Raw genomic sequence first — 26053 nt, 5'->3', positions numbered from 1 at the left:
GTCGGGCGGCCGCGAGTGGATGGGCTTCCGGCCATCGCTGCCGGATTCGCTGCCGGTCATCGGCAGGGCGCGGGCGCCGAACATCGTCTACGCTTTCGGCCACGGCCATCTCGGCCTGACCCAGGCGGCAGCGACCGGCCGCTCGATCCGAGATCTCCTTCTCGGGCAGGAGCCGCCGATCGATCTCACTCCTTTCCGCCCGCAACGGTTCTGACAATTCGCCAGAATTCTGATATTTCAGGGAGCCATCATGGCCAAGACATCCTTCTTCTGCATCGACGGCCACACCTGCGGCAATCCGGTGAGGCTGGTTGCCGGCGGCGGCCCACTGCTAGAAGGCGCGACGATGATGGAACGGCGGGCGCATTTCCTCGCCGAATATGACTGGATCCGGACCGGGCTGATGTTCGAGCCGCGCGGTCATGACGTGATGTCCGGCTCGATCCTCTATCCGCCGACGCGCGAGGACTGCGATATCGCGATCCTCTTCATCGAAACCTCGGGCTGCCTGCCGATGTGCGGCCACGGCACCATCGGCACCGTGACGATGGCGATCGAGCATGGGCTGGTGAGGCCGAAGACGCCGGGCGTGCTCAGGCTCGACACGCCGGCCGGCCTAGTCGTCGCCGAATACAAACAGGTCGGCGAATATGTCGAGGAGGTGCGCATCACCAACGTGCCGTCCTTCCTTTACGCCGAAGGGCTGTCGGTGGAGTGCCCGGTGCTTGGCGAGATCAGCGTCGACGTCGCTTATGGCGGCAATTTCTATGCCATCGTCGAGCCGCAGGAGAACTACCGCGACATGGCCGACCATTCGGCCGCCGACCTCATCGCCTGGAGCCCGCTTGTGCGCCAGCGCCTGAACGAGAAATACTCGTTCGTGCATCCGGAGAACCCGGGCATCAACCGGCTGTCGCACATGCTGTGGACCGGCAAGCCGAGAGATGCCGAGGCCGATGCCCGCAATGCCGTGTTCTATGGCGACAAGGCGATCGACCGCTCGCCTTGCGGCACCGGCACCTCGGCGCGCATGGCGCAGCTCCACGCCAAGGGCAGGCTCGAGGTCGGCGACAGTTTTGTCCATGAGTCGATCATCGGCTCGCTGTTCAAGGGCAGGGTCGAAAAGGAGGTCAGCGTTGCCGGCAAACCAGCCATCATCCCCTCGATCGGCGGCTGGGCGCGCATGACCGGACTGAACACCATCTTCATCGACGACCGCGATCCGTTCGCGCACGGGTTCATCGTCACCTGATCGCTCCCGTTCGGCGTCAGGCCGCCTCGTCGTTCGTCGAAACCTGACTACCGAACCAATCGGCAAAGGTGATTTCGGCCGCCGTTCGCCTCGCCGTCACATGACCGTCATACCGAGCAGAATCCTGACTTGGCGGAATGCGCGGGACGGCAAAATCGAGCGCTGCCGCTGACGCAAGGAATCTTCTCATCAATTTATTTTGACGGCGATTTCTTCGAAACGACGCGCATGATACGGCTTAATCGTCAAAGACATTGCGTTGTGCCAATGATAGGGTCCGCGATAGTCCAGGGGCCGGGTGCGAGAAAGCGGGCAATCGGGCAGCGTGCTTCCAAACCACGCGCGGCGATTGAAAAATCACGTTGCAATCCGGGCTTGAAACTTTACGACTAGGGGCAATACGAAAAGGAATGCGTCCTCGAAGGCGACATTCCAGGGGAGCCGCTTAAATATGCAGTATTTCGTCCAGCAGCTTATCAACGGGCTGACGCTGGGATCTATCTACGGGCTGATCGCGATCGGCTACACGATGGTCTACGGCATCATCGGCATGATCAATTTCGCCCATGGCGATATCTTCATGGTGGGCGCCTTCACGGCCCTCATCGTCTTCCTGATCCTCGGCGCGATGTTCTATTCGGTGCCGGTGGTGGTGGCGCTCCTGATCATGATGATCGTGGGCATGCTGCTCACCAGTCTTTACAACTGGACGATCGAGAAGGTGGCCTACAGGCCGCTGCGCGGATCGTTCCGGCTCGCGCCGCTGATCACCGCCATCGGCATGTCGATCGCCCTGTCCAACTTCGTGCAGGTCACGCAAGGGCCGCGCAACAAGCCGATCCCGCCGCTGGTCAGCCAGGTCTATACGATCGACGGCATCAGCGTCTCGCTGAAGCAGATCATCATCGTGCTCGTCACTGCCGTGCTGCTGGCGATCTTCTGGTATCTCGTCAACAGGACGGCATTGGGGCGGGCGCAGCGCGCCTGCGAGCAGGACCGCAAGATGGCGGCGCTGCTTGGCGTCGACGTCGACCGCACTATCTCCATCACCTTCATCATGGGCGCAGCGCTTGCCGCGGTCGCCGGGACGCTTTTCTTGATGTATTATGGCGTGGTGGTCTTCTCAGACGGTTTCGTGCCGGGCGTGAAGGCCTTCACGGCGGCGGTGCTTGGCGGCATCGGCTCGCTGCCGGGCGCAGTGCTCGGCGGGCTTTTGATCGGCTTCATCGAGAGCATGTGGTCGGCCTATTTCTCGATCGACTACAAGGACGTCGCGGCCTTCTCGATCCTGGCGATCGTGCTCATCTTCCTGCCCTCCGGCATCCTGGGCCGGCCTGAAGTCGAAAAGGTCTGATCCTCATGGCCGTTACCGTTTCTCCGGAGCGCGACGTCGTCGCTACTCCCATCCAGCGCGCGTTCCGCGAAGCGCTCTACGCCGGCGCCATCGCGCTCGGCCTGTTCGTGCTGTTCATCGGTCTCAGGACCGATCAGAACATCAACAACGAGCTGATCCTGGTGCAGCGCTGGGGCCTGCTCGCCCTGGTGGTTCTCGCCGTTGTCGTCGGGCGCTTCCTCTATGTTGCCTATGCGGTTCCGGCGCTCGAACGATCAAGGGCTGAAAGGGCCAAGGCGCCTGCAGTCGCCGTGGAGCCCGGCTTCGTGCGGCGAAACTTCAACAAGATCGGCGCCACGGTGCTGATCCTCTATCCAGTGGCGATGGTGCTCCTGTTCGGCTTCCAGGGCTCGCTCAAATGGGTCGACAATTTCGGCATCCAGATCCTGATCTATGTGATGCTGGCCTGGGGCCTCAACATCGTCATCGGGCTAGCCGGCCTGCTCGACCTCGGCTATGTCGCCTTTTACGCCGTTGGCGCCTATGCCTATGCGCTGCTCGGCACGCATTTTGGCCTGTCGTTTTGGATCCTGCTGCCTGCCGCCGGCGCCATGGCCGCCTTCTGGGGCGTCATGCTCGGCTTCCCGGTGCTGCGGCTGCGCGGCGACTATCTGGCGATCGTCACGCTCGCCTTCGGCGAGATCATCCGTCTGGTGCTGATCAACTGGCGTGAGGTGACCAATGGCTCGGCCGGCATTTCCGGCATCCCGAAGGTCTCCTTCTTCGGGCTCATGTCGTTCAACGTCTCGGACCCGAACTACATCGCCAAGGTGCTGGGCATCGCCCAGTCGGGCGCCTACTACAAGATCTTCCTCTATTATCTCATCCTGGCGCTCTGCTTCCTCACCGCCTTCGTCACCATCAGGCTCCGCCGCCTGCCGGTGGGCCGCGCCTGGGAAGCGCTGCGCGAGGACGAGATCGCCTGCCGCTCGCTCGGCATCAATACCACCACCACCAAGCTGACGGCGTTCGCTACCGGCGCCATGTTCGGCGGCTTCGCCGGCTCGTTCTTCGCCGCGCGCCAGGGCTTCGTCAGCCCGGAATCCTTCGTCTTCCTTGAATCGGCGATCATCCTGGCCATCGTCGTGCTCGGCGGCATGGGCTCGTTGGGCGGTATCGCGGTGGCGGCGCTGGTGATGATCGGCGGCACCGAGATCCTGCGCGAGCTGGGCTTCCTCAAGGTGGTGTTCGGTCCGGACTTCACGCCGGAGCTCTACCGCATGCTATTGTTCGGCGTTGCGATGGTGATCGTCATGCTGTGGAAGCCGCGCGGCTTCGTCGGCAGTCGAGAACCAACAGCCTTCCTCAAGGAGCGAAAAGCGGTCTCAGGCTCCTTCACCAAGGAGGGCCACGGCTGATGAACGCGCAAGTTTCCATGAACGACTTCATCCTGCAGGTCGAGCATCTGTCGATGAAGTTCGGCGGCCTGATCGCCATCGGCGACCTGTCGTTCCAGGCCAAGCGCGGCGAGATCACCGCGCTGATCGGACCGAACGGCGCCGGCAAGACGACCGTGTTCAATTGCATCACCGGCTTCTACAAACCTTCGGAAGGCATGATCACGCTCAGCCGGCGCGACGGCTCGAACTATTTGCTCGAGCGCCTGCCCAATCACGAGATCCCCGCGCGCGCCAAGGTAGCGCGCACCTTCCAGAACATCCGCCTGTTCTCGGGCATGACGCTGCTGGAGAACCTCCTGGTCGCCCAGCACAACAAGCTGATGAAGGCCTCGGGCTATACCTTCCTCGGCCTGTTCGGCTTCTCCAGCTACCGGCAGGCCTCGGCTGAATCGATCGATCTCGCCAAGCACTGGTTGGAAAAGGCCAATCTCGTCGACCGCGCCGACGATCCGGCCGGCGACCTGCCCTATGGCGCGCAACGGCGGCTGGAGATCGCGCGCGCCATGTGCACCGGACCTGAGCTTTTGTGCCTCGACGAGCCGGCCGCCGGTCTCAATCCGAAGGAATCGGCCTCGCTCAATGAACTGTTGATGGACATCAAGGACAACACCGGCACGTCGATCCTGCTCATCGAGCACGACATGTCGGTGGTCATGCAGATCTCCGACCACGTCGTGGTGCTGGAGTACGGCCGCAAGATCTCCGACGGCAGCCCGCAGTCGGTCCGGACCGATCCGCGCGTGATTGCCGCGTATCTCGGCGTCGACGACGAGGAAGTGGAAGAGGTGCTGACCGAAGTCGGCGACGAGGATGTCATCGAGCAGCTGGATACCGGGCCTGATGCGGCGCACGGGCCGGGCAGTTCCGCCTCGATGATGGCGGGGCCGGTTTCCGACACTGTCGAACACGCGGACGAGGGCGAACGGGTCATGGTATCGAGAGGCGCCTCCAAAGCGGCTCAGGTCGATGCCAAGGCCAAAGCGCCAAGAAAGTCGTCCGAGCGGGCCACGGGCAAGCCGGCCGCGAAATCCTCGACAGCCAAGCCGCGCGGAGGGCATAAGTAATGGCCGGCACAACGCTGCTCGATATCAAGGGCGTGCAGACCTATTATGGCAACATCCGTGCGCTGAACGGTGTCGACGTCACCGTCAACCAAGGTGAGATCGTGGCGCTGATCGGGGCCAATGGCGCCGGCAAGTCGACGTTGATGATGACGATCTTCGGCGCGCCGCGTGCGCGCAGCGGCTCCATCACCTTTGCCGGCAACGACATCACGCAGTTGCCGACGCACGAGATCGCGCGGATGCGCATCGCCCAGTCGCCTGAGGGACGCCGCATCTTTCCGCGCATGACGGTGATGGAAAACCTGCAGATGGGCGCCAGCCTCGACAACCTAAAACATTTTGACGAGGATGCCGAGAAGGTGTTTGCGCTGTTCCCGCGGCTGAAGGAGCGCATCGGCCAGCGCGGCGGCACGCTCTCGGGCGGCGAGCAGCAGATGCTGTCGATCGGCCGTGCGCTGATGGCCCGGCCGAAGCTGCTTCTGCTCGACGAGCCGTCGCTGGGATTGGCGCCGCTGATCGTCAAGCAGATCTTCGATGCAATCCGCGAATTGAACCGGACCCAAGGGCTGACCGTGTTCCTAGTCGAGCAGAACGCTTTCGGCGCGCTGAAGCTCGCCAATCGCGGCTACGTCATGGTCAACGGCAATGTGACGATGAGCGGCACCGGCAAGGAGCTGCTCGCCAATCCGGAAGTGCGCGCCGCCTATCTCGAAGGCGGCCACCACTGAGTTCAGGAGACTTCATCATGCAGGGCATTCTCTACGAGGAAGCCTCGATCTGGCAGTTCCTGTTCGTCACCTGCCTGCTCGGCGGATGGGCGGCGTGGATGACCGGCAAGGCGAGCGCGCAGACTTGGCGCAGCTTCTTTCAGCTGTTCCTCTATATGCTCGGACTCGGCATCGGCATAAGGTTCATCCACCACGCGCTGTTCGACGGCACGATGTTTTCGCTGCACTACTATATCGTCGACACCATCGTGCTAATGATACTGGGCTTCCTTGGTTATCAATACACGCGCACGAACCAGATGGTCACTCAGTATAATTGGCTCTACGAAAGAGCCTCCTTATTGAGCTGGAAACCAAAGGGTTGACGTTCATGATCAACGCCGTTCCGGGGAATGAATTTGGCGTGACAAGTGCCTGAAAATCGGCATTCTATGCTTTCTGCGATAAGGGTGGGCATCGCATGAAAGTATCATCCACGCCCACTCCGTAAATGGGAGCGTTTCAATGAAAAAATCACTCTTGTCCGCCGTGGCGCTGACCGCGTTCATCGCGTTCAGCGGCAGCGCGTGGGCCGACATTCTGATCGGCGTCGCCGGTCCGATCACCGGTCCGAACGCGGCCTTCGGCGCGCAGCTGCAGAAGGGCGCCGAACAGGCGGTCGCCGACATCAACGCGGCTGGCGGAGTCCTCGGCCAGCAGCTTAAGCTGAGCGTGGGTGACGACGTGTCGGATCCGAAGCAGGGCATCTCGGTCGCCAACAAGTTTGTCGCCGACGGCATCAAGTTCGTCGATGGCCACTTCAATTCGGGCGTCTCAATTCCTGCGTCGGAAGTCTATGCCGAGAATGGCATCCTCGAAATCACGCCGGCCGCGACCAATCCCAAGTTCACCGAACGCGGCATGTGGAATACGTTCCGCACCTGCGGACGCGACGACCAACAGGGCAAGGTTGCCGGCGACTATGTCGCCAAGAACTTCAAGGACGCCAAGATCGCGCTCATCCATGACAAGACCCCTTATGGCCAGGGCCTTGCCGATGAAACCAAGAAGGCGCTCAACGCCAATGGCGTCAACGAAGCCATGTATGAAGGCATCAATGTCGGCGACAAGGACTTCTCGGCGCTCATCGCCAAGATGAAGGAAGCCGGTATCTCCGTCGTCTACTATGGCGGCCTGCATACGGAAGCCGGCCTCATCATCCGCCAGCTCGCCGACCAGGGCCTCAAGGCCCAGTTCATGTCGGGCGACGGCATCGTGTCGAACGAGCTCGCCTCGATCGCCGGCGACGCCGTCCAAGGCACGCTGATGACGTTCGCGCCGGATCCGCGCAAGAACCCGAACGCCAAGGAGCTCGTGGAGAAGTTCCGCGCTGCCGGTTTCGAACCGGAGGCCTACACGCTCTACTCCTACGCCGCGATCCAGATCATCGCTGCGGCCATCACGAAGACCGGCTCCGCCGACGATGCGCAGAAAGTCGCCGAGACGATCAAGTCGGGCGGCCCCTGGAAGACCGCCATCGGCGACATTGGGTATGACTCCAAGGGCGACATCACCCGCCCGGACTATGTCATGTACACCTGGAAGAAGGGTGAAGACGGCAAGTACTCCTACTTCGAGCAATAAGCCGGCAAAGAAGAGCCGACTTTCCGAGATGCCCGGCGCTGAGCGCCGGGCATTTTTTGTTGGCCGCGCATCCATCCTGCCTTCGTGTCCCTCGCCGAGTTCGTCGGCGTTGTCGTCCAGGCGCTCGGAGGCCGTCGCGAAGGTTTGGCGCAAACAAACGATTTAAATCGATTGAAGTGTCGCGCTATTTTGTTTGCGCTGCAGCATTTTCACGCTAATCATTGCGCCGGTTCACCTCACCTTCCGCTACTGGAGCCCAGTCCTTGGCAATCACGAAGATCCTCGTCGCCAACCGGTCCGAAATCGCCATCCGCGTCTTTCGCGCGGCCAACGAGCTAGGCCTCAAAACCGTGGCGATCTGGGCGGAAGAGGACAAATATTCGCTGCACCGCTTCAAGGCCGACGAAAGCTACCAGGTCGGGCGCGGTCCGCATCTCACCAAGGACATGGGTCCGATCGAAAGCTATCTGTCGATCGACGAGGTGATCCGCGTCGCGCGCCTCTCGGGTGCGGATGCGATCCACCCCGGCTACGGCCTGTTGTCGGAAAGCCCCGAATTCGCCGAGGCCTGCGCTGCCGCCGGCATCACCTTCATTGGGCCGAAGCCCGAGACGATGCGCCGGCTCGGCAACAAGGTGGCGGCGCGCAACCTGGCGATCGCGGTCGGCGTGCCGGTCGTGCCCGCCACCGATCCGCTGCCCGACGATATGGACGAGGTGAAAAAGCTCGCTGCGGAAATAGGCTATCCGGTGATGCTCAAGGCCTCGTGGGGTGGCGGAGGCCGCGGCATGCGCGCCATCCGCGCTGAAGCCGACCTCGCGCGCGAAGTCATGGAAGGCAAGCGCGAGGCGAAAGCCGCTTTCGGCAAGGACGAGGTCTATCTCGAAAAGCTGATCGAGCGCGCCCGCCATGTCGAGGTGCAGGTGCTGGGCGACACGCAGGGCAATGCCGTGCACCTGTTCGAGCGCGACTGCTCGATCCAGCGCCGTAACCAGAAGGTCGTCGAACGTGCCCCGGCTCCCTACCTCGGCGAGAAACTGCGCGAGGAACTCTGCGCCTACGCGCTGAAGATCGCGCGCGAGACCAGCTACATCGGAGCCGGCACCGTCGAGTTCCTGCAGGACGCCGACACCGGCAAGTTCTATTTCATCGAGGTCAACCCGCGCATCCAGGTCGAGCATACCGTCACCGAGATGGTGACCGGCATCGATATCGTGAAGGCGCAAATCCACATCCTCGACGGCTTCGCCATCGGCACGCCGGAGTCCGGCGTGCCGGCGCAGAAGGACATTAAGCTCAACGGCCACGCCCTGCAGTGCCGCATCACCACCGAGGACCCGGAACACAATTTCATCCCCGATTACGGGCGCATCACCGCATATCGCGGCGCCACCGGCTTCGGCATCCGCCTCGACGGCGGCACCGCCTATTCGGGCGCGGTCATCACCCGGTTCTACGATCCGCTGCTCGAAAAGGTGACGGCCTGGGCGCCGACGCCGGCCGAGACGATCGCGCGCATGAACCGGGCATTGCGCGAGTTCCGCATCCGCGGCGTCGCCACCAATCTGACCTTCCTCGAAGCGATCATCAACCACCCGAGCTTCGCCGACAATTCCTACACCACCAAGTTCATCGACACGACGCCGGAGCTGTTCGAGCAGGTCAAGCGGCAGGACCGCGCCACCAAGCTGCTCAACTATCTCGCCGACGTCAGCGTCAACGGCCATCCCGAGACGCGCGGACGGCCGGTGCCGAAGGCGGATGCGGCGGCACCTGTGGTGCCCTATCTCAACGGCAAGGTGCCGGACGGCAGCAAGCAGCGGCTCGACGCGCTCGGGCCTCAGAAGTTCGCGGTATGGATGCGCGAGCAAGCCCAGGTGCTCGTTACCGACACGACGATGCGCGACGGACACCAGTCGCTGCTCGCCACCCGCATGCGCACCTACGACATCGCCGGCATCGCCGGCACCTATGCGCGCGCGCTGCCGCAGCTGCTCTCACTGGAATGCTGGGGCGGCGCCACTTTCGACGTCGCCATGCGCTTCCTCACCGAGGATCCGTGGGAGCGTCTGAGCAGAGTGCGCGAGGCAGCCCCCAATCTTCTGCTGCAGATGCTTCTGCGCGGCGCCAACGGCGTCGGCTACACCAACTATCCCGACAATGTCGTGCAGCATTTCGTCAAACAGGCAGCCGCCGGCGGCGTCGACCTGTTCCGCGTCTTCGACTGCTTGAACTGGGTCGAGAACATGCGCGTCGCGATGGACGCGGTGGGTGCCGAGGGCAAGCTGATCGAAGCGGCGATGTGCTACACCGGCGACATACTCGATCCGGCGCGCGCCAAATACGACCTGAAATATTATGTCGGGCTGGCGAAGGAACTGGAAGCGGCCGGCGCGCATATCATCGCCGTCAAGGACATGGCGGGCCTGTTGAAGCCCTCGGCGGCGCGCGTGCTGTTCAAGGCGCTGCGCGAAGAGACCGACCTGCCGATCCATTTCCACACGCATGACACCTCCGGCCTGTCGGCGGCGACGGTGCTGGCGGCGGTCGAGACCGGCGTCGACGCCATCGACGCGGCGATGGATTCGTTCTCCGGCAACACCTCGCAGCCTTGCCTCGGCTCGATCGTCGAGGCGCTCAAGGGCACCGAGCGCGACCCCGGCCTCGACCCGCAGTGGATCCGCCACATCTCGTTCTACTGGGAAGCGGTTCGCAACCAATACGCCGCCTTTGAAAGCGACCTCAAGGGACCGGCCTCGGAAGTCTATCTGCACGAGATGCCGGGCGGCCAGTTCACCAATCTCAAGGAACAGGCGCGCTCGCTTGGGCTCGAAACGCGCTGGCACGAGGTGGCGCAGGCCTATCACGACGTCAACCTGATGTTCGGCGACATCGTCAAGGTGACGCCGTCGTCGAAAGTGGTCGGCGACATGGCGCTGATGATGGTGAGCCAGGACCTCACAGTCGCCGATGTCGAGAACCCGGCGAAGGACATCGCCTTCCCGGATTCGGTCGTCTCGATGCTGCGCGGCGATCTCGGCCAGTCGCCCGGCGGTTGGCCGCAAGCGCTGCAGAAGAAGGCGCTGAAGGGCGAAAAGCCGATCACCGTCCGGCCCGGCTCGCTGCTCAAGCCGGCGAACCTCAAGGCCAGCCGCAAGGAGATCGAGGAGAAGCTCGAGCGCAAGCTCACCGAGTTCGAATTCGCCTCCTGGCTGATGTATCCGAAAGTCTTCACCGACTTCGCCGCCGCTCAGGAGACCTATGGCCCGGTCAGCGTGCTGCCGACGCCGACCTATTTCTACGGCATGAAGTCGGAAGACGAGATCTTCGTCGACATCGAGAAGGGCAAGACCCTGGTGATACGCTGCCAGGCGTTCGGTGACGTCGACGAAAAAGGCATGGTCACCGTCTTCTTCGAGCTCAACGGCCAGCCGCGTCGCGTGAAGGTGCCGGACCGCGCGCATGGCGCTTCGGCCGCCAAGGCGCGGCGCAAGGCCGAGCCGGGCAACGAGGCGCATGTCGGGGCGCCGATGCCGGGCGTGGTGTCGGCTCTTGCCGTGGCGCCAGGCCAGGCGGTCAAGGCGGGCGACGTGCTGCTCTCGATCGAGGCGATGAAGATGGAGACCGCGTTGCACGCCGAGCGCGACGGCGTGGTGGCAGAGGTGCTGGTCAAGGCCGGCGACCAGATCGATGCGAAGGATTTGCTCATCGCCTTTGGCTGAATGTGCTGATCTTCAGGTGAGGCCGGCCTGCAAACGCCGGCTTCCTGGGGTTCCGGCCTTCGCCGCCGAAGCACTCACCAGCCACGTCGCAGTTAAGGCTACGGCCAGCTTAGGCCCATGCCCACGTACTCCAAGCACGCTCGGCTCCGGTTCTCGGAACAACCGTTCTCGCCCGCTTCGCGCCCGTCTTCGACTCCGGCTCGGCCTGACCAGAATCTCAGCACAGCCTGGGGTGCTCCAACCCTTCATGCCGCATCGATAATGTCTTGACCCGCCGCGCCTGCTCGGGCATCGAACCCGCTCCAATTTTGCCGGGCGGGAATCGCCGTGGCGCAAAAAAACGCGGAGAGAAAAAATGGCCGACGAGATCACCGAGACCAGCCAGACTGTAGCCGCCGGCCAGCTGCGCGCCATCATCGAGCGCATCGAGCGGCTCGAGGAAGAAAAGAAGACGATTTCCGACGACATCAAGGACGTCTATGGCGAGGCCAAGGGCACCGGCTTCGATACCAAGGCGATCCGCACCATCGTCCGGCTGCGCAAGAAGGATCAGGCCGAGCGCCAGGAGGAGGAGTCGATCCTCGATCTGTATAAGGCCGCGCTCGGCATGGTCTAAGGCGCGCGGCTAGATCAGCTCAGCGTTTTGATGGAATCGCTGAACTGCTCCAACCATTTGCTTTTGCGCAATTCCGACGGAAACCGTTACACTTTCCTGGAATTGCCCTCTAGGGACGGCCATGAGTGAGTTCGACTTCGGCGGCCATCGCGCTTCGGAGTTCCGGCATCGCGGGTTCTGGGCGCTGTTCGCCGAACGGCACCCGGAAGAAAGGGCGCGGCTGGCGCGACGCGGGCCATGGTTCTGGCAGCGCGGAATGCCGGAGTTCGCCCTGGTGCTGTCCATGTATGTCGCGCCCAGCGAGAACGTGGTCGGCGTCTTCTTCGGCCGCAACGAGAAGCTCGGCGCGACGGAGGTCTGGACGCGGCTGATGCCGTTCCAACCGGCGATCGAGGCGCGGCTGAAGCTCAGGCCGGAGCAGAGCGCGCAGAATCTCGGCATCAATTCGCAGTGGCGGGTCAACTGCTTTGCCGAGGACAATTGGCCGGCCATGGCCGACTGGCTGGCGACGGAATGCTCGCGCTTCGAGCAAGCCGTCACCCAAGTGCTGAGGCAGGAGTAGAGCACAGATGGTTGCCGGCTTCTTCCGCTCGCGCTGGCAAGGCATTGTGCCGCTCGACCGGCTGTTCTGGCGCGACATGCTGCTCGCCGGCACGGCGATCAACATCGCTTCGTCCGCGCTGGCGCTTGTCCTGCTTGGGCTGAAGCTGCCGCTCTGGCTGGTGCTCACGGTGCATTTCCTTCCCGCCCCCTACAACATCTTTCTCGCCCTTGCCGTCTGGCGGACGGCGGAAACGGCCGGCGGCTTCAAGGCGCAGTTGATGATGCTGGGCTCGGCGCTCTGGCTGATCGCGACGGTCGTCGTCTGAATCGAAAAGGGCGGCCGAAGCCGCCCTTACAAAGCTACCACGAACTGGCTGTCAGGCCGCCGGCTCGAAGCGCAGCGACACGCCGTTGATGCAATAGCGCAGGCCGGTCGGCGGCGGACCGTCCTCGAAGACATGGCCGAGATGGCTGCCGCAACGCGAGCAGTGGCACTCGGTGCGGACCATGCCGTAGCTGCGGTCGACGGTGGTCTCGATCGAGCCCGGGACCGGATCGTTGAAGCTCGGCCAGCCGGTTCCGCTCTCGAACTTCAGCTTGGATTCGAACAGCGGCTGGTCGCAGCCGACGCAGAAGAAAGTGCCGGCGCGCTTCTCGTAGAGCAGGGCGCAGCTGCCGGGACGCTCGGTGCCGTGGTTGCGCATGACGGCATACTGCTCCGGCGTCAGCCGGGCGCGCCACTCAGCATCGGTGCGGGTGACGGGATAGGCGTGGGTGTCCATGAAATCTCCTCGGCCTTGGCGGCTCGTTGTTGGTTGGCATGTCATGTTCGCACGAAGATAGGTGTTTGTTACACCACTGACCAGCGCTGGGACTGACAACGCAATCGCCGCTGGTTTCCGCGAATTACTGTCACGCTCAATGCTTCCTCGATAGCTGCTTCGTTGCCGCTTCGAGCCCGGCAAGCGTCAGCGGGAACATGCGGCCGCCGAAGATGTCGCTGATCATCGCGATGGAATGGGTGTAGCGCCAGTTCTTCTCAGCCTCAGGGTTCAACCAGACCGCGTTCGGCCACTGCTGCAGCAGCCGACCCAGCCAGACGCCGCCGGCCTCCGGGTTCCAGTGCTCGACCGAGCCGCCGGGATGCGCAATTTCGTAAGGGCTCATCGAGGCGTCGCCGACCACGATCACCTTATAGTCCGGCCCATATTTGTGGATGAGGTCGAAGGTGGGGATCGTCTCGGCCAGGCGGCGGCGATTGTCCTTCCAGACGCGCTCGTAAAGACAGTTGTGGAAGTAGTAATACTCGAGCTGGCGGAATTCGGCGCGCGCGGCGGAGAACAGCTCCTCGACGGTTTTGACGTGACCATCCATCGAGCCGCCGACGTCGAAGAACATCAGGAGCTTCACCGCGTTGCGCCGCTCCGGCCGGGTTCTCACGTCCAGATAGCCGTGCTCGGCGGTGGCGCGGATGGTGCCGGGCAGGTCGAACTCTTCCTCGGCGCCCTCGCGCACCCAGCGCCGCAGCCGCTTCAGCGCCACCTTGATGTTGCGGGTGCCGAGCTCGATCGCGTCGTCGAAGTTCTTGAACTCGCGCTTGTCCCAGACTTTCACTGCGCGACGGTGGCGGCTTTCGTGCTGGCCGATGCGCACGCCTTCCGGATTGTAGCCATAGGCGCCGAAGGGCGAGGTGCCGCCGGTGCCGATCCATTTCGAACCGCCCTGGTGCCGGCCCTTCTGCTCCTCCAGGCGCTGCTTCAGCGTCTCCATCAGCTTGTCGAAGCCACCCAGCGCCTCGACCAGCTTCTTCTCCTCGTCGCTCAGGTGCTTTTCGGCGAGCCGGCGCAGCCATTCCTCGGGAATGTTGGCGACGTCGACAGCGTCCGGGCCGGCGAGCGCTTCGACGCCCTTGAAGACATGCGCGAACACCTGATCGAAACGGTCGATATGGCGCTCGTCCTTCACCAGGGCCGAGCGCGCGAGGTAGTAAAAACCCTCGACGTCGTAGTCGACCAGCCCAGCTTCCAGGCCTTCCAGCAGCGTCAGATACTCCCGGAGCGAAACGGGAACCCGCGCGGCTTTCAGTTCAAGGAAGAAGGGGATGAACATCGCCAGACGGCTATCTCTGCCCCTCGATCTTTTCACGCGCGGCACTCGCAATGAAGGCAGAGCGCGTCAGGCCCCGGCGGCTGGCTTCAGTATCGATCGCCGCAAGTAGACCCGCGTCCAACGACAGGTTTGCCCGGACTGACCGACCGGAGTCGATCAGCAGCGGGATCATGACGGCAGACTCGCCTGCGGCGCTATCGATCTCACCTGATCGTAACAAGTCCGCCACCGTTCGTGCTTCGGGTAACGAGACGTGCTTTGCCAACCGAGTTTCAGCCCATTCGCGTATCGCCGATGTTGCATCGGCAATCGCCTCCTCGGGGCTGGCGCCGCCGCCATGGCAGCCCGGGAGGTCGGGGACCCGGATTCCCCAGACATTATCTGCGCCGTCCAGAACTCCAATATAATGCGTCATGCGATCAGGCCTCAAATCCATCCGGCGAGCTTGGCGATCGAGCGTGCAACGCCCGGAGATTGCTCGCGGTGCCGCGGCACGATGATGGTCACATCCGGTTTCCCGGGTGCTCGTATTTGTCGTGCTTGCCGCCTCCGACGCTCGACCAGCCCATCGCGCAAAAGCCGCGCTATGATCTTGCGCGTGTTAGTCTCAATCAGCGGCACGGCGGCTTTCCAATGCGCAATATATTGCGCAGCTGGACCGGTTTCAACCGTTTCACAACAGATCGTACTCGATGAAGCCCGTGCGCCGCGCCACATGGTCGTACAGCCGGCGCGCGGTGGCGTTGGTCTCGTGCGTCATCCAGTAGACGTTCTTCACGCCGATCTTGCCCGCCTCGTCCTGCACCGCTTTGATCAACGCCGCGCCGATGCCCTTGCCGCGCACTTCGGGGTCGGCGAACAGATCCTGCAGATAGCAGGTGTTGACCTCAGACCAACAGGAGCGGTGGTAGAGATAGTGGGTCAGGCCGACGGCCTTGCCCTCAAGCGTGGCGATAAAGCCTTTCGGCTCGAACTCGCCCGCCGTGAACAGGCGTTTCCAGGTGACGTCGTAGACCTCGTCCGGCAGCTTGGTCTCGTAGAAGGTGAGATAGGCGGTCCACAGCCGGCGCCAGTCGGAGCGGTCGGACTGGGCAAGCGGGCGAACGGTGATCTCGGACATGTTTTCCTCCAATGTTTTGGTCGGAAGCTGCGGCAACCGCCGCCTGTCGGCAACGGTCCACAGACAGACAAAGCGCTATTGCTGCCAAGCCTATTGCTGGCGCCTGGCCATGAAGGCCAAGCGTTCGAAGAGGTGCACGTCCTGCTCGTTCTTGAGCAGCGCGCCATGCAGCTTCGGCAATATATTCTTCGGATCGGCGCGCAGATCCTCCGGCGCGATGTCGTCGGCGACCAGCAGTCGGATCCAGTCGAGCGCTTCGGAGGTAGATGGTTTCTTCTTCAGCCCGGGCACGTCACGGATCTCGTAGAACTGGGTAAGCGCGGCCCGCACGAGATTCTGCTTGATGCCGGGATAATGCACGTCGACGATCCGGTGCAGCGTCTCGATATCGGGGAAGCGGATGTAGTGGAAAAAGCAGCGGCGCAGAAAGGCGTCCGGCAACTCCTTCTCGTTGTTGGAGGTGATGATTACGATCGGCCGAAATTCGGCGCGGATGGTCTCGCCGGTCTCGTAGACGAAAAACTCCATCCGGTCGAGTTCCTGCAGAAGATCGTTGGGGAATTCGATGTCGGCCTTGTCGATCTCGTCGATCAGGAGAACGACCTTTTTCGGTGCCGCGAAGGCGTCCCACAGCTTGCCGCGTTTGATGTAGTTCTTGATGTCGCTGAACCGGTCGTCACCGAGCTGGCTGTCGCGCAGCCGCGAGACGGCGTCATACTCGTAGAGGCCCTGCTGCGCCTTGGTGGTCGATTTGACATTCCATTCGATGAAATCGAGGCCGAGCGCCGCCGCCACTTGACGGGCGAGTTCGGTCTTGCCGGTGCCCGGCTCGCCCTTGACGAGCAACGGTCGCTCCAGAGCGATCGCGGCGTTGACCGCCGCCATCAAATCCTTGTCGGCGACGTAAGCCGCGGTGCCTTCGAAACGCATTTCTTCTCCTGATCGTTGGGCCGCGACCCTAAGGACGCTGGCCAGGCTGTGCAAGGCATGACAACGCCGCAAGGCCCATGACGCAGATTTGCGGCCGCTTGGAGCGGTGTCCTTCTGGCGCTCGGTCAACCATGGGCCTATATTGGTTTTGGCGGTCTGCGCTTCCCGGCAGGAGAAACTTATCCCCGGGGCCTTATCGATCCTTAGGGAGCTGTCCCTGGGAAGACCCGTGGGTTTTCTCACACGGCGCCCACCTACTTTGTAGGCACCCGGGATCGACCTCTCCACCGGTTGTGTGGATCGCCACTCTCCCGTTTTTGAATTTGATGCGGTAGAAAGCGTCGCTCCTGCAACTTCGTCCGGATACGACCTTTTCTAACGTCTGCGCATGACCTCATCAAAAGACCTGAAAAAACAGCTTCGCAAGGAAGCTCTGGCGCGGCGGGATGCGCTGGACGAATTCTGGCGGGTCGAGATCGCGCTCGAAATGGCTGAGACGGCGCGTGACCAGATCGCCGTCGAACCGGGCCAGATCGTCTCCGGCTTCTGGCCGATGCGCTCCGAGGTCGATGTGCGGCCGCTGATGTTCGCGCTGCGCGAGAAAGGCGCCAGGCTTTGCCTGCCGGCGATCCTCGACAAGACAACCATCGTCTTCCGCGAGCTGGTGCGCGGCGCGCCAATGGTCGAGATGGGTTTCGGCACGGTCGGACCGCACGAGCAGGCCGAAGAGCTCGACCCCTCGCTCATGTTTGTTCCGCTCGCAGCATTCGACGCGCGCGGCCACCGCATCGGCTACGGCGCCGGCTATTACGACCGGGCGATCGCCAGGCTGGCCGACAAAGGGCTGGCGCCGCGGCTGATCGGCATTGCGTTCGACTGCCAGGAGGTGTCGCAAGTGCCGGATGAGAACCATGACGTGATCATCCCGGAAATACTCACCGAGAGCGGGTTACGCCGGTTTACCGCCTCTTAGAATATTCCGACCCGCTTCGCGCGATTCCAATACCTATCCAACAGTATTCCTGCTATCCAATCCAAGTTGAGGTTAGCAAGGGGATTTGTCTTCATGCGATTCATCCTGATGCCGTTTGCTCTGATCGCGGCAGCACTGTTTGCGATGGGATTGCATATCACCGGAACCACCCTGTACCACCAAGCCGCCTGGGGGCAGACGGTCGCTACCGTGACGGATGTCAGTCCTTTCACTGAAATGCACAAAAATGGCCTCGCCATAGAGCGCATCAATGTCGCCCTCGCCTATGTGGTTGACGACGTGCCGATGACCTGGTCCGGAAAGGGAAACCTTGTCGGTCTCCACGAGGCGTCGATCGGCGACAAGGTGAAATTCTACTACGACCCTGGCGATCCATCGACCCTCGATACCGCCGGAATGAAGGGCTGGCGCGGCATGCTGTTGATCCTTGCAGGTACCGGCGGCTTCTCCGTCTTCTACGTTTGGTTTTTCTGGCTGCGCGGACGGAGCGCGCGTTAGGACGTCGCCTTCGGCTGCTAGGACGGGGCGGTGGTGCCGTATAAGACCATCATGTGATCATCTCGGAAATACTCACCGGGAGCGGGTTGCGCCGGTTCACGCCGCAATTGTAGAAAAGCGGTTGAGAAACGCATGATCTTTTGCGGAAAGTCATGCAGCTTTTGCTTGGCGGACTTTCGACGCGGGATCGTATGAGACTTCTCTTCCTCGGCGACATGGTCGGAAAAACTGGGCGCACGGCGGTGTGGGAACAGCTGCCGGGCTTGATATCCGACTTCAAGCTCGACTTCGTCATCGTCAATGGCGAGAACGCCGCGGGCGGCTTCGGCATCACCGAGGAGATATTTCGCGAGACGCTCGCGGCGGGCGCGGATGTCGTCACCACCGGCAACCATGTCTGGGACCAGCGCGACGCGCTGGTCTTCGCGCCGCGCGAGGAGCGCTTCCTGCGCCCCTCCAATTTTCCCAAGGGCACGCCGGGGCGTGGTTCCGGCGTCTATATCGCCAGGAACGGCGCGCGGGTGCTGGTCGCCAACATCATGGGGCGCGTCTTCATGCATCCCGAGCTCGACGATCCGTTCCAGGCCGGCGAGCGCGAGCTTGCCGCCTGTCCGCTTGGCGAGCAGGCCGACGCGGCAGTGATTGATTTCCATGCCGAGGCGACTTCTGAAAAGATGTGCTTCGCGCATTTCGTCGACGGCCGAGCCAGCCTTGTGGTCGGCACCCACACGCACCAGCCGACCGCCGATCATCAGATACTCAACGGCGGCACCGCCTATATTTCGGACGCCGGCATGTGCGGCGACTATGATTCCTCGCTCGGCATGGACAAGGAAGAGCCGCTCAACCGCTTCCTGTCGAAAGTGCCGAAAGGTCGTTTCGAGGCCGCGAATGGACCGGCGACGCTCTGCGGCGTCGGCGTGGAAATCTCCGACCGCACCGGGCTTGCAGAGAAGATCGCGCCGTTTCGCCGCGGGCCGAGACTCGAGGAAACCGCGCCGTCCTTCTGGTGATGATATTGATATGAGCACCGGTCGTACCTAACTGGCGACGAAACCCGCGAAAACTGCTCTAGATCGTAGAGGGGACGACCTCCATGCAGCTTGTCGAGTTCCTGGCGCCGCACTTTGCTTTTGTCTCCGATCCCACAGCCTGGATCGCGCTGCTGACGCTGGTGGTGCTGGAGGTGGTGCTCGGCATCGACAACCTGATCTTCATTTCGATCCTGACCAACAAGCTGCCGGAAGCGCAGCGCGCCCGCGCCCGCAAACTCGGCATCTCGGCGGCACTGGGCATGCGGCTGGTGCTGCTCGCCACGATTTCGATCATCGTGCAATTGACGACACCGGTGTTCACGGCGTTCGGGCATGGCTTTTCCTGGCGCGACCTGATCCTGATCGCCGGCGGCCTGTTCCTTGTCTGGAAGGCGACCAAGGAAATCCACCACACGGTCGATCCGCAGGATCATCAGGACTCGATGATGGGCGGCACACTGCAGATGAGCCTGGCTGGCGCGATCTTCCAGATCCTGCTGCTTGACCTCGTCTTCTCGATCGATTCCATCATCACCGCCGTCGGCATGACCGACGAAATCGCCATCATGTACATCGCTGTCATCGTGGCGGTGAGCGTGATGATGCTGGCGGCGACGCCGCTCGCCAACTTTATCGCCAAGAACCCCACAATCGTGATGCTGGCGCTCGGCTTCCTGCTGATGATCGGCATGACGCTGATTGCCGACGGCATGGGCTATCACGTGCCCAAGGGCTACATCTACGCCGCCATGGGTTTTTCCGCGCTGGTCGAGGGCCTCAACATGCTGGCGCGGCGTCGAAAGAAGCAGCGGTCCGGCGGCGGGCATTAAACTAGGGTAGGTTGATCTGCCAGGAAACGCCGAAGCGGTCGTTGAGCCAAGCGAAACGGCGGCTGAAGCCGTAATCGTCGGTCGGCATCAGAAACGCGCCGTCCTTGGCCAGCACCCCGACAATGCGATCGAGCTCCTCCTCGGAGGAACAGTCGACGAAGAGCGAGAACGACGGCGTGAAGGAGAAGGCGTGATGCACGGGGCTGTTGAAGACCATGACCTCAGTGCCGCCGATCACGACACGGGCCAGCTTGAGCGCACGTTCGGGTCCGTCCTCACCCGCGCCATAGCGTGTGACGTCGAACAACGCGGCTTTCTGGAACGGTGTCGCAATAGAGGGTCATGGCCTCCTCGGCCTGACCTTCGAACATCAGGAACGGCGTTACCTTCACGGCCGGGCCTCCTCGCTCAAAGGGAGTCAAATATTGGTCTCGTTGGCCGGCTCGCCTTTCATCTCGGCGCGATAATAGCCGTCGCGCAAATTGATGCCGTATTCGAGATACGCCTTCATGCAGGCGAGCATCTGCGACCAGCCCTCGCAATTGAGGTAGGATTTCTTCAGTCCGACCTCGCCTTCGTGCCAGCCGGCCTCGGCGATGGTAACGAAGGTGCCGCCGTCGTCCAACGGCTCGAAGTTCATCTCGATGCGTGTCTTGTAGGCCGGCTTGCCGTCAGTGTCGGCCGCGTCCCAGCGCAGCACGATACGCCTATCCTTGATCACCTCGTCGACCTCGACCGGCACCGTCTTCCACCAGGTGACGGTGGTGCCGGCGACCAGCGGAGCAGAGGCGCCGCCAATGGTGGTGAAATAGCCGCTGAGCTTCGTCGGGTTGACCACGGCGTCGAAGACTTCGGCGACCGGCTTGCCGATGCGTCCGGAAATCCTGAATCCAAGAGACATATCCACAGCTCCTTCCTTGCCTCGTGAAACAATATGTTATAAAAACATAACATGTCAAGCCCAGCCTCGGACGATCGTGTTTTCAAGGCCTTGGCGCACTCGCGCCGGCGCGAGTTGCTCGACCGGCTCAAGAATCATCCGCAGACCACCGGGGCGCTCTGCGAGGCTTTCCCGGACATGGATCGCTGCACGGTCATGATGCATCTGAAAGTGCTGGAAGAGGCCGATCTGGTCGTGGCGAGGCGCGAGGGGCGCGAGCGCTGGAACCATCTCAACGCGCTGCCGATCAGGCAGATCCACGACCGCTGGATCGGCCAATATGCGGGCCATGCGATCAGCATCCTCGACCGGCTGAAGTCGGATCTGGAGGGATGATGCCGCGCTGCAAGGGCAATCTCGGTCTGTCCGCCGTCAGGGTCGACGGTCCGGCTGGACGAATTGAGCCGATTTATCTATAAGCCGGCCATTCCGACAGAGAGCCCCGCGGGCCTTCGCAGGCACGCTTGCAGCGTTCTGAAATTTTGAATTCGAGCATTTGCCGGGTGATCGCGCCCGGCCGAGAAATGCTCTAGCCGAACACGACAGGGGTGCCATGGCTGGCCATTCGCAGTTCAAGAACATCATGCACCGGAAAGGCCGCCAGGATGCGGTGCGGTCGAAAATGTTTTCCAAGCTGGCACGCGAAATCACCGTCGCCGCCAAGACCGGCACGCCGGACCCGGCGATGAACCCGCGGCTGCGCCTTGCGGTGCAGAACGCCAAGGCGGTGTCGATGCCGAAGGACAACATCCAGCGCGCCATCAACAAGGCCTCCGCCGGAGATGCCGAGAACTACGAGGCCGTGCGCTATGAGGGCTATGGCCCCGGCGGCGTGGCGCTGATCGTCGAGGTGCTGACCGACAACCGCAACCGCTCGGCGTCCAATGTGCGCGCCGCCTTCACCAAGGCCGGCGGGGCGCTCGGCGAAACCGGCTCGGTGTCGTTCATGTGGAACCGCGTCGGCGAGATCTATTACCCGGCTTCGGCCGGCAGCGCGGACACGGTGATGGAAGCCGCGATCGAGGCCGGTGCTGACGACGTCGACTCGGACGAGGAAGGCCACACCGTCTATTGCAGCTTCGAAAATCTCGGCGAGGTATCTAAGTCGCTCGAAGCCGCGCTCGGCGAAGCGGAGTCGGTCAAGCCGATCTGGCAGCCACAGAACAACGTGCCGGTCGATGAAGAACGGGCGCAGTCGCTGATGAAGCTGGTCGCCACCCTTGAGGACGACGACGACGTGCAGAGCGTCTACGCCAATTTCGAGGTCGACGACGAAACGATGGCCAAGCTCAGCGCGGCCTGATCGGCTGATCCATGAGCGGAACTCGATCCGACATGAGCGAGAAGCCGCGGCCCGCCATCCGCATCACCTACTGCACGCAATGCCAGTGGCTGCTCAGAGCCGGCTGGATGGCACAGGAGCTGCTCTCGACCTTCGGTACCGATCTCGGCGAGGTGACGCTGGTGCCGGGCACCGGCGGCATCTTCACGATCTCCTGCAACGACCAGCTTATCTGGGAGCGCAAGCGCGACGGCGGTTTTCCGGAGGCGGCGAAGCTCAAGCAGCTGGTCCGCGATGTCATCGACCCGGAGCGCGATCTGGGACACGCCGACCGCAAGACGCACAAGAAGACGGACCCCGCCTGAGGCGGTGTTTTATCCGCTGGCCGCTCTCTTCAAATCAGCGCCAGGATGAAGCAGGCCATCGCCACGATCGCGGTGATGGTGCGGACGTGGTTCCACATTACCCATTGGCGCAGATGGTTCGCCCACACGGCGGCGCCGTTGCTGCTGGCCGGGTCGACGGCGGCCAGGGCGTCGTTGAGCGGTACGTTGAACACCATGGTCACGATCGGGTTGCCGACGAGATAGATTACGGCGCCGGCAAGCAGCCAGTACGAGCCCGATTGGCTCCAGCCCATGATGACAGCGGCAATCAGCACCAGGCAGATGAGGCCGGTGCCGAAAAGCGCCGTCATGAAGGCGGGCGTAATTACGGTGATGTTGATCGAATTCATCGCTGCGATGCCGGCTGGGACGGGCAGCCTGGCAAGTGCTGCCATGACGAAATTGGAAAAGGCGAAGAAGACGCCGCCGACCACGCCAGAGCCGATCGCGGCAATGAAGGCGAGGGCGGGAAGAATTTTCATCATCTCAGTTACTCCAGACGCCGCTGGCTGCGGTTTCGGTTGCATAGGCGGAGAAGTCTTTCGGCCGGCGGCCGAGCGCGCGCTGCACGCCGTCGGTCAGCGATTCGTTGCGGCCGTCGAGCACCTCGGTGAAGAGCTCGTTGAGCAGCCAGGCGAATTCCGGCGGCAGGTTGTGCGCAGCCACCGTTTCGGTGAATTGGGCATGCGAGATCCGCCGATAGCGGATGTCGCGGCCAGTGGCTTTGCCGATTTCGGCGACGGCCTGAGCAAAGCTCAGCAGACGCGGGCCGGTGAGTTCGTAAAGCTGGCCGGCATGGCCCGGCTCCGTCAGCACGGCTTCGGCGACATCGGCGATATCGTCGACATCGACGAAGGGTTCGCCGACAGCGCCGACCGGCAGGGTGACTTCGCCTTCGAGTATGGATTCGATGAGGAAGCCTTCGCTGAAATTCTGCGAGAACCATGAGCAGCGCAGGATCGTCCAATCGGCACCGGAGACCTTGACCATTTCCTCGGCGCGCTGAGCCTCCGTCTCGCCGCGACCGGAGAGCAGCACCAGCCGCTTGATGCCGCGCTCGACGGCAAGTTTGGCCAACGCCTCGACAGTTTCGGCGGCGCCCGGCACCGCGATGTCAGGATAGTAGCTGATGTAGACGGCGCCGACGCCGTCGAGGGCCGCGCCCCAGGTGTTCTTGTCCGACCAGTCGAAGGGAGGCGTGCCTGCGCGGGAGCCGATCCGCACCGGGATCCTGCGGGCGATCAACCGTTCGGCCAGCCGCCGGCCGGTCTTGCCGGTGCCGCCCAGGATCAAAATCGGTTTCTGTGACGTGTCGGTCATCTCGATCTCCTCGTTTTCTGAATATGAGTAATCCTCATGTTTGCAAAACGTGATAAACCCTCGTATTTTGTGAGTCAAGCCAGTTTCTCGAGGATCTTTCGGAGGAAGCTCATGCAAGGCAGGGTAGCCGCGAAGCTCGACCAGGAAATCGCAATGCCCCGGCGAGCGCCGACGCAGCAGCGCAGCCGCGAGCGGGTCGAGCGGATGCTTGCCGCCGCCGCGGCGCTGATCGCCGAGCAAGGCAGCGATGCCATGCGCATGGGCGAGGTGGCGGAAAGAGCAGGGGTGTCGATCGGCTCGCTCTACCAGTTCTTTCCCGACAAGCGGGCGATCGTCTGGGCGCTGGCCGAGCGCTACACCGCCGAAAGCCAGACCTGCATCTCGGCGGCGCTGAAGGACGTCAGCGACGCCGAGGGGCTGAAGCGGGCGTTTTCGGAGCTGGTCGACATCTATTACGGGATGTTCCTGGCCGAACCGGTGATGCGCGACATCTGGTCGGGCACGCAGGCCGACAAGGCCTTGCGCGAACTCGAACTGGCCGACAGCCGGGCCAATGCCCGATTCCTCGTCGCGGTGCTGAAGCGGTTGCGTCCCGGCGCAGATACCGTGGCGATGGAGACGGCGGCGCTGCTAGTCTGGCAGATGGGCGAGGCGGTCATGCGGCTGGCGATCTCCGTCGACCGGGAGGAGGGCGACAGGCTGGTCGCGGCCTATAAGCGCATGGCGCTGCGGGAGCTGGTGGAAGGGTAGGTACAACCTGGTCGGGTTTCCCGCAGCGTCTGTGGCCAACAAAAAACCCGCCTCGGAGGCGGGTTTTTGATCTGCGACACGTTTAGAAAGGCTTAGAGGCCGAAACCTTCGAAACGCTTCTTGAACTTCGACAGGCGGCCGCCGCGGTCGAGCAGGGTCTGCTGGCCGCCGGTCCAGGCCGGGTGCGTGGTCGGGTCGATGTCGAGGTTCATCGTGTCGCCTTCCTTGCCCCAGGTCGAGCGGGTCAGGTATTCGGTGCCGTCGGTCATGACGACCTTGATGGTGTGGTAGTCGGGATGGATATCGGCCTTCATTGTCGTGTTCCTGGCTTGCCGGCGCTGGTGACGGGCCGATGGCCTGCGTCGATGCGCCCCTTTTTAAAACTCGAAGCCGCAGCTAATGAAAAGCCACGGCTTCTAAAACGGTCGGCGAGCCTATACATCAGCCGGAATTGAATCACAAGGCCGCGGCAGGCGCATATTGAAGCGCATGACGAACACGCGGCCAGAGGAAACGCTCATGGCGGATATTGGTGTCAGTGGTGACGAGCGCAGGCGCTCGGTCCGGCCGCTCAGGGCCCTTTTTCCGTACGTCATGCAGTACCGCAAACTGGCGGTCGGCGCGATCATATCGCTGATCGTTGCGGCAGGGACGACGCTGGCCCTGCCGATGGCCGTGCGGCGCATGATCGATCACGGCTTCCAGGCGGCGGGCACTACCTTCATTGCCGAGTATTTCGCCGCGCTGGTGCTGATGGCGGCCGTGCTGGCGGCGGCGTCCGCCAGCCGCTACTACTTAGTCATCACGCTCGGCGAGCGGGTCGTCGCCGACATCCGCCGCGATGTCTTCTCCCATGTCACGACGCTCTCGCCGGCCTTTTTCGATCGCTCGCAGTCGGGCGAGATCGTGTCGCGGCTTGCCGCGGATACCACGCAGGTGAAGTCGGCGGTCGGCGCCACGGCATCGGTCGCGCTGCGCAATCTCATCCTCGGCGTCGGTGCCGTGGCGATGATGGTCTTCACCAGCCCAAAACTGTCCGGCCTGGTACTGGCCGCCATCCCGCTGATCGTGCTGCCGCTCGTCGCCTTCGGCCGTTCGGTGCGGCGCAAGTCGCGGCTGGCGCAGGATACGCTGGCGGAAGCCACTGCCTATGCCAGCGAGCAGATCGGCGCCGTGCGCACGCTGCAGGCCTTCACCAACGAGAAGCTGGTGACGGGGCGCTTCTCGGCCGCCGTCGAGGCCGCCTTCGAGGCGGCGCGCACGTCGGTCTTCGCCCGCTCCTTTCTCACCTTCTTCGCCATCTTCATGATCTTTTCATCGGTGGTGGCGGTGCTCTGGTTCGGCTCGCGCGACGTGCTTGCCGGCACGATGTCGGCCGGCACGCTCGGCCAGTTCCTGCTCTATTCGGTGTTCGCCGCCGGCGCACTCGGCGCGCTGTCGGAAGTGTGGAGCGAGCTGTCGCAGGCGGCGGGCGCCGCCGAGCGTCTGACCGAGATCCTGGCCGAGAAGCCCGCCATTC

At 62.8% G+C, this 26053-nt stretch carries 31 protein-coding genes, 1 other RNA gene and 1 pseudogene; 22 read left to right on the top strand and 11 right to left on the bottom strand.

Going from position 1 to position 26053, the window contains the following annotated elements; all coding sequences use genetic code 11:
* From EOA79_RS13430 to EOA79_RS13375, 12 genes and pseudogenes are all read left to right on the top strand, one after another.
* A partial coding sequence (locus tag EOA79_RS13430; protein ID WP_164893853.1) for an FAD-binding oxidoreductase occupies positions 1-214 on the top strand: 214 nt, incomplete at its 5' end.
* A 36-nt stretch (positions 215-250) separates the two neighbouring features.
* A complete protein-coding gene (locus EOA79_RS13425) occupies positions 251-1252 on the top strand; it encodes a 4-hydroxyproline epimerase (protein ID WP_067319515.1) in 1002 nt (333 codons plus the stop codon).
* 451 nt (positions 1253-1703) lie between these two features.
* Positions 1704-2606: a branched-chain amino acid ABC transporter permease LivH gene (locus tag EOA79_RS13420; RefSeq protein ID WP_067001669.1), complete on the top strand. Its 903-nt coding sequence runs from the start codon at positions 1704-1706 to the stop codon at positions 2604-2606.
* A 5-nt stretch (positions 2607-2611) separates the two neighbouring features.
* Positions 2612-4003, top strand: coding sequence for a high-affinity branched-chain amino acid ABC transporter permease LivM (gene livM / locus EOA79_RS13415; RefSeq protein WP_095824103.1), 1392 nt, complete (start codon positions 2612-2614; stop codon positions 4001-4003).
* A pseudogene (locus EOA79_RS13410) lies at positions 4003-5076 on the top strand (ABC transporter ATP-binding protein); the annotation flags it as partial. The gene livM and the pseudogene EOA79_RS13410, both read left to right, overlap by 1 nt.
* A gap of 32 nt (positions 5077-5108) precedes the next feature.
* Entirely contained in the window at positions 5109-5837 is a 729-nt protein-coding gene (locus EOA79_RS13405; RefSeq protein ID WP_067001678.1) for an ABC transporter ATP-binding protein, read from the top strand.
* Positions 5838-5854: 17 nt separating this feature from the next.
* Positions 5855-6202 (top strand): DUF6867 family protein, encoded by a 348-nt coding sequence (locus EOA79_RS13400; protein ID WP_067001681.1) that lies wholly within the window; start codon positions 5855-5857, stop codon positions 6200-6202.
* Between the two features lie 139 nt (positions 6203-6341).
* Positions 6342-7460, top strand: coding sequence for a branched-chain amino acid ABC transporter substrate-binding protein (locus EOA79_RS13395; RefSeq protein ID WP_067001684.1), 1119 nt, complete (start codon positions 6342-6344; stop codon positions 7458-7460).
* Between the two features lie 263 nt (positions 7461-7723).
* Positions 7724-11182 (top strand): pyruvate carboxylase, encoded by a 3459-nt coding sequence (gene pyc, locus EOA79_RS13390; protein WP_095824101.1) that lies wholly within the window; start codon positions 7724-7726, stop codon positions 11180-11182.
* Positions 11183-11537: 355 nt separating this feature from the next.
* Entirely contained in the window at positions 11538-11798 is a 261-nt protein-coding gene (locus tag EOA79_RS13385) for a DUF2312 domain-containing protein (RefSeq protein ID WP_067001689.1), read from the top strand.
* A gap of 121 nt (positions 11799-11919) precedes the next feature.
* Positions 11920-12360, top strand: coding sequence for a hypothetical protein (locus EOA79_RS13380; protein ID WP_067001692.1), 441 nt, complete (start codon positions 11920-11922; stop codon positions 12358-12360).
* Positions 12361-12367: 7 nt separating this feature from the next.
* Positions 12368-12667, top strand: a complete 300-nt coding sequence (locus tag EOA79_RS13375; RefSeq protein ID WP_095824100.1) for a hypothetical protein — start codon at positions 12368-12370, stop codon at positions 12665-12667.
* 51 nt (positions 12668-12718) lie between these two features.
* On the opposite strand, the gene msrB is transcribed toward EOA79_RS13375, so the two are convergent.
* The 5 genes from msrB to EOA79_RS13345 all read right to left on the bottom strand — a co-directional run bounded on the left by msrB (position 12719) and on the right by EOA79_RS13345 (position 16500).
* A complete protein-coding gene (gene msrB, locus EOA79_RS13370) occupies positions 12719-13123 on the bottom strand; it encodes a peptide-methionine (R)-S-oxide reductase MsrB (RefSeq protein WP_067001694.1) in 405 nt (134 codons plus the stop codon).
* 136 nt (positions 13124-13259) lie between these two features.
* Positions 13260-14450 (bottom strand): VWA domain-containing protein, encoded by a 1191-nt coding sequence (locus tag EOA79_RS13365; protein WP_095824099.1) that lies wholly within the window; start codon positions 14448-14450, stop codon positions 13260-13262.
* Positions 14451-14460: 10 nt separating this feature from the next.
* Positions 14461-14865 (bottom strand): type II toxin-antitoxin system HicB family antitoxin, encoded by a 405-nt coding sequence (locus tag EOA79_RS13360; RefSeq protein ID WP_067002185.1) that lies wholly within the window; start codon positions 14863-14865, stop codon positions 14461-14463.
* Positions 14866-15123: 258 nt separating this feature from the next.
* Positions 15124-15570 (bottom strand): GNAT family N-acetyltransferase, encoded by a 447-nt coding sequence (locus EOA79_RS13350; RefSeq protein ID WP_067319706.1) that lies wholly within the window; start codon positions 15568-15570, stop codon positions 15124-15126.
* 90 nt (positions 15571-15660) lie between these two features.
* Positions 15661-16500 (bottom strand): MoxR family ATPase, encoded by an 840-nt coding sequence (locus EOA79_RS13345; RefSeq protein WP_127335440.1) that lies wholly within the window; start codon positions 16498-16500, stop codon positions 15661-15663.
* 150 nt (positions 16501-16650) lie between these two features.
* Here EOA79_RS13345 and ssrS point away from each other — a divergent pair.
* The 5 genes from ssrS to EOA79_RS13320 all read left to right on the top strand — a co-directional run bounded on the left by ssrS (position 16651) and on the right by EOA79_RS13320 (position 19856).
* Positions 16651-16806, top strand: a non-coding RNA gene (gene ssrS / locus EOA79_RS13340) — 6S RNA.
* An 82-nt stretch (positions 16807-16888) separates the two neighbouring features.
* A complete protein-coding gene (locus tag EOA79_RS13335) occupies positions 16889-17473 on the top strand; it encodes a 5-formyltetrahydrofolate cyclo-ligase (protein ID WP_067319497.1) in 585 nt (194 codons plus the stop codon).
* Between the two features lie 93 nt (positions 17474-17566).
* Entirely contained in the window at positions 17567-17992 is a 426-nt protein-coding gene (locus EOA79_RS13330) for a DUF3592 domain-containing protein (protein WP_095824097.1), read from the top strand.
* Between the two features lie 191 nt (positions 17993-18183).
* Entirely contained in the window at positions 18184-19005 is an 822-nt protein-coding gene (locus tag EOA79_RS13325; protein ID WP_095824096.1) for a YmdB family metallophosphoesterase, read from the top strand.
* Positions 19006-19088: 83 nt separating this feature from the next.
* On the top strand, positions 19089-19856 hold the full coding sequence (locus EOA79_RS13320; RefSeq protein WP_067001713.1) for a TerC family protein: 768 nt from the start codon (positions 19089-19091) through the stop codon (positions 19854-19856).
* A gap of 1 nt (position 19857) precedes the next feature.
* On the opposite strand, the gene EOA79_RS13315 is transcribed toward EOA79_RS13320, so the two are convergent.
* From EOA79_RS13315 to EOA79_RS13310, 3 genes are read right to left on the bottom strand one after another with little or no spacing between them, the layout of a single operon-like run.
* Positions 19858-20163, bottom strand: coding sequence for a VOC family protein (locus EOA79_RS13315; RefSeq protein ID WP_280950685.1), 306 nt, complete (start codon positions 20161-20163; stop codon positions 19858-19860).
* Positions 20132-20227: a hypothetical protein gene (locus EOA79_RS34105; RefSeq protein WP_280950686.1), complete on the bottom strand. Its 96-nt coding sequence runs from the start codon at positions 20225-20227 to the stop codon at positions 20132-20134. The genes EOA79_RS13315 and EOA79_RS34105 overlap by 32 nt, the downstream gene beginning before the upstream one ends.
* A gap of 47 nt (positions 20228-20274) precedes the next feature.
* Positions 20275-20757, bottom strand: coding sequence for an SRPBCC domain-containing protein (locus EOA79_RS13310; RefSeq protein ID WP_067001716.1), 483 nt, complete (start codon positions 20755-20757; stop codon positions 20275-20277).
* Positions 20758-20808: 51 nt separating this feature from the next.
* Here EOA79_RS13310 and EOA79_RS13305 point away from each other — a divergent pair, with 51 nt between their 5' ends.
* From EOA79_RS13305 to EOA79_RS13295, 3 genes are all read left to right on the top strand, one after another.
* Positions 20809-21132, top strand: a complete 324-nt coding sequence (locus tag EOA79_RS13305) for a helix-turn-helix domain-containing protein (RefSeq protein WP_095824095.1) — start codon at positions 20809-20811, stop codon at positions 21130-21132.
* A 217-nt stretch (positions 21133-21349) separates the two neighbouring features.
* A complete protein-coding gene (locus EOA79_RS13300) occupies positions 21350-22099 on the top strand; it encodes a YebC/PmpR family DNA-binding transcriptional regulator (protein WP_095799759.1) in 750 nt (249 codons plus the stop codon).
* A gap of 32 nt (positions 22100-22131) precedes the next feature.
* Positions 22132-22443 (top strand): SelT/SelW/SelH family protein, encoded by a 312-nt coding sequence (locus EOA79_RS13295; protein WP_095799760.1) that lies wholly within the window; start codon positions 22132-22134, stop codon positions 22441-22443.
* A 29-nt stretch (positions 22444-22472) separates the two neighbouring features.
* Here the strand turns inward: EOA79_RS13295 and EOA79_RS13290 are convergent, their stop codons facing one another.
* Positions 22473-22949 (bottom strand): DUF1772 domain-containing protein, encoded by a 477-nt coding sequence (locus tag EOA79_RS13290; protein WP_067001727.1) that lies wholly within the window; start codon positions 22947-22949, stop codon positions 22473-22475.
* 1 nt (position 22950) lies between these two features.
* Complete coding sequence (locus EOA79_RS13285; RefSeq protein ID WP_128293051.1) at positions 22951-23784, bottom strand: NAD(P)H-binding protein; 834 nt, start codon at positions 23782-23784, stop codon at positions 22951-22953.
* 111 nt (positions 23785-23895) lie between these two features.
* Between EOA79_RS13285 and EOA79_RS13280 the strand changes: the two genes are divergently transcribed.
* Positions 23896-24534 carry a TetR/AcrR family transcriptional regulator gene (locus EOA79_RS13280; RefSeq protein WP_095824093.1) on the top strand — a complete coding sequence of 213 codons (639 nt, stop codon included), beginning with the start codon at positions 23896-23898 and terminating at the stop codon, positions 24532-24534.
* 92 nt (positions 24535-24626) lie between these two features.
* On the opposite strand, the gene rpmE is transcribed toward EOA79_RS13280, so the two are convergent.
* Entirely contained in the window at positions 24627-24848 is a 222-nt protein-coding gene (gene rpmE / locus EOA79_RS13275; protein WP_040974396.1) for a 50S ribosomal protein L31, read from the bottom strand.
* Between the two features lie 205 nt (positions 24849-25053).
* On the opposite strand from rpmE, the gene EOA79_RS13270 reads away from it, so the two are divergent.
* On the top strand, positions 25054-26053 hold a 1000-nt coding region (locus tag EOA79_RS13270; protein ID WP_245489875.1), incomplete at its 3' end, for an ABC transporter transmembrane domain-containing protein.

The sequence above is a fragment of the Mesorhizobium sp. M1A.F.Ca.IN.020.03.2.1 genome, assembly GCF_004023205.1.
Classification (GTDB): domain Bacteria; phylum Pseudomonadota; class Alphaproteobacteria; order Rhizobiales; family Rhizobiaceae; genus Mesorhizobium.
The sequence above is the reverse complement of the archived record's forward strand: the minus strand, read 5'-3'. Positions and strand labels throughout refer to the sequence as shown.

Coding starts and splice junctions, on each gene's coding strand:
- EOA79_RS13365 (WP_095824099.1), bottom strand. CDS start 14,450: ATGTTCATCCCCTTCTTCCTTGAACTGAAAGCCGCGCGGGTTCCCGTT.
- EOA79_RS34105 (WP_280950686.1), bottom strand. CDS start 20,227: ATGTTCGAAGGTCAGGCCGAGGAGGCCATGACCCTCTATTGCGACACC.
- EOA79_RS13285 (WP_128293051.1), bottom strand. CDS start 23,784: ATGACCGACACGTCACAGAAACCGATTTTGATCCTGGGCGGCACCGGC.
- EOA79_RS13290 (WP_067001727.1), bottom strand. CDS start 22,949: ATGATGAAAATTCTTCCCGCCCTCGCCTTCATTGCCGCGATCGGCTCT.
- EOA79_RS13380 (WP_067001692.1), top strand. CDS start 11,920: ATGAGTGAGTTCGACTTCGGCGGCCATCGCGCTTCGGAGTTCCGGCAT.
- EOA79_RS13280 (WP_095824093.1), top strand. CDS start 23,896: ATGCAAGGCAGGGTAGCCGCGAAGCTCGACCAGGAAATCGCAATGCCC.
- msrB (WP_067001694.1), bottom strand. CDS start 13,123: ATGGACACCCACGCCTATCCCGTCACCCGCACCGATGCTGAGTGGCGC.
- EOA79_RS13300 (WP_095799759.1), top strand. CDS start 21,350: ATGGCTGGCCATTCGCAGTTCAAGAACATCATGCACCGGAAAGGCCGC.
- EOA79_RS13360 (WP_067002185.1), bottom strand. CDS start 14,865: ATGACGCATTATATTGGAGTTCTGGACGGCGCAGATAATGTCTGGGGA.
- EOA79_RS13395 (WP_067001684.1), top strand. CDS start 6,342: ATGAAAAAATCACTCTTGTCCGCCGTGGCGCTGACCGCGTTCATCGCG.
- EOA79_RS13405 (WP_067001678.1), top strand. CDS start 5,109: ATGGCCGGCACAACGCTGCTCGATATCAAGGGCGTGCAGACCTATTAT.
- EOA79_RS13420 (WP_067001669.1), top strand. CDS start 1,704: ATGCAGTATTTCGTCCAGCAGCTTATCAACGGGCTGACGCTGGGATCT.
- EOA79_RS13350 (WP_067319706.1), bottom strand. CDS start 15,570: ATGTCCGAGATCACCGTTCGCCCGCTTGCCCAGTCCGACCGCTCCGAC.
- livM (WP_095824103.1), top strand. CDS start 2,612: ATGGCCGTTACCGTTTCTCCGGAGCGCGACGTCGTCGCTACTCCCATC.
- EOA79_RS13400 (WP_067001681.1), top strand. CDS start 5,855: ATGCAGGGCATTCTCTACGAGGAAGCCTCGATCTGGCAGTTCCTGTTC.
- EOA79_RS13335 (WP_067319497.1), top strand. CDS start 16,889: ATGACCTCATCAAAAGACCTGAAAAAACAGCTTCGCAAGGAAGCTCTG.
- EOA79_RS13325 (WP_095824096.1), top strand. CDS start 18,184: ATGAGACTTCTCTTCCTCGGCGACATGGTCGGAAAAACTGGGCGCACG.
- EOA79_RS13345 (WP_127335440.1), bottom strand. CDS start 16,500: ATGCGTTTCGAAGGCACCGCGGCTTACGTCGCCGACAAGGATTTGATG.
- EOA79_RS13375 (WP_095824100.1), top strand. CDS start 12,368: ATGGTTGCCGGCTTCTTCCGCTCGCGCTGGCAAGGCATTGTGCCGCTC.
- EOA79_RS13330 (WP_095824097.1), top strand. CDS start 17,567: ATGCGATTCATCCTGATGCCGTTTGCTCTGATCGCGGCAGCACTGTTT.
- EOA79_RS13310 (WP_067001716.1), bottom strand. CDS start 20,757: ATGTCTCTTGGATTCAGGATTTCCGGACGCATCGGCAAGCCGGTCGCC.
- EOA79_RS13385 (WP_067001689.1), top strand. CDS start 11,538: ATGGCCGACGAGATCACCGAGACCAGCCAGACTGTAGCCGCCGGCCAG.
- EOA79_RS13320 (WP_067001713.1), top strand. CDS start 19,089: ATGCAGCTTGTCGAGTTCCTGGCGCCGCACTTTGCTTTTGTCTCCGAT.
- EOA79_RS13295 (WP_095799760.1), top strand. CDS start 22,132: ATGAGCGAGAAGCCGCGGCCCGCCATCCGCATCACCTACTGCACGCAA.
- EOA79_RS13425 (WP_067319515.1), top strand. CDS start 251: ATGGCCAAGACATCCTTCTTCTGCATCGACGGCCACACCTGCGGCAAT.
- EOA79_RS13305 (WP_095824095.1), top strand. CDS start 20,809: ATGTCAAGCCCAGCCTCGGACGATCGTGTTTTCAAGGCCTTGGCGCAC.
- rpmE (WP_040974396.1), bottom strand. CDS start 24,848: ATGAAGGCCGATATCCATCCCGACTACCACACCATCAAGGTCGTCATG.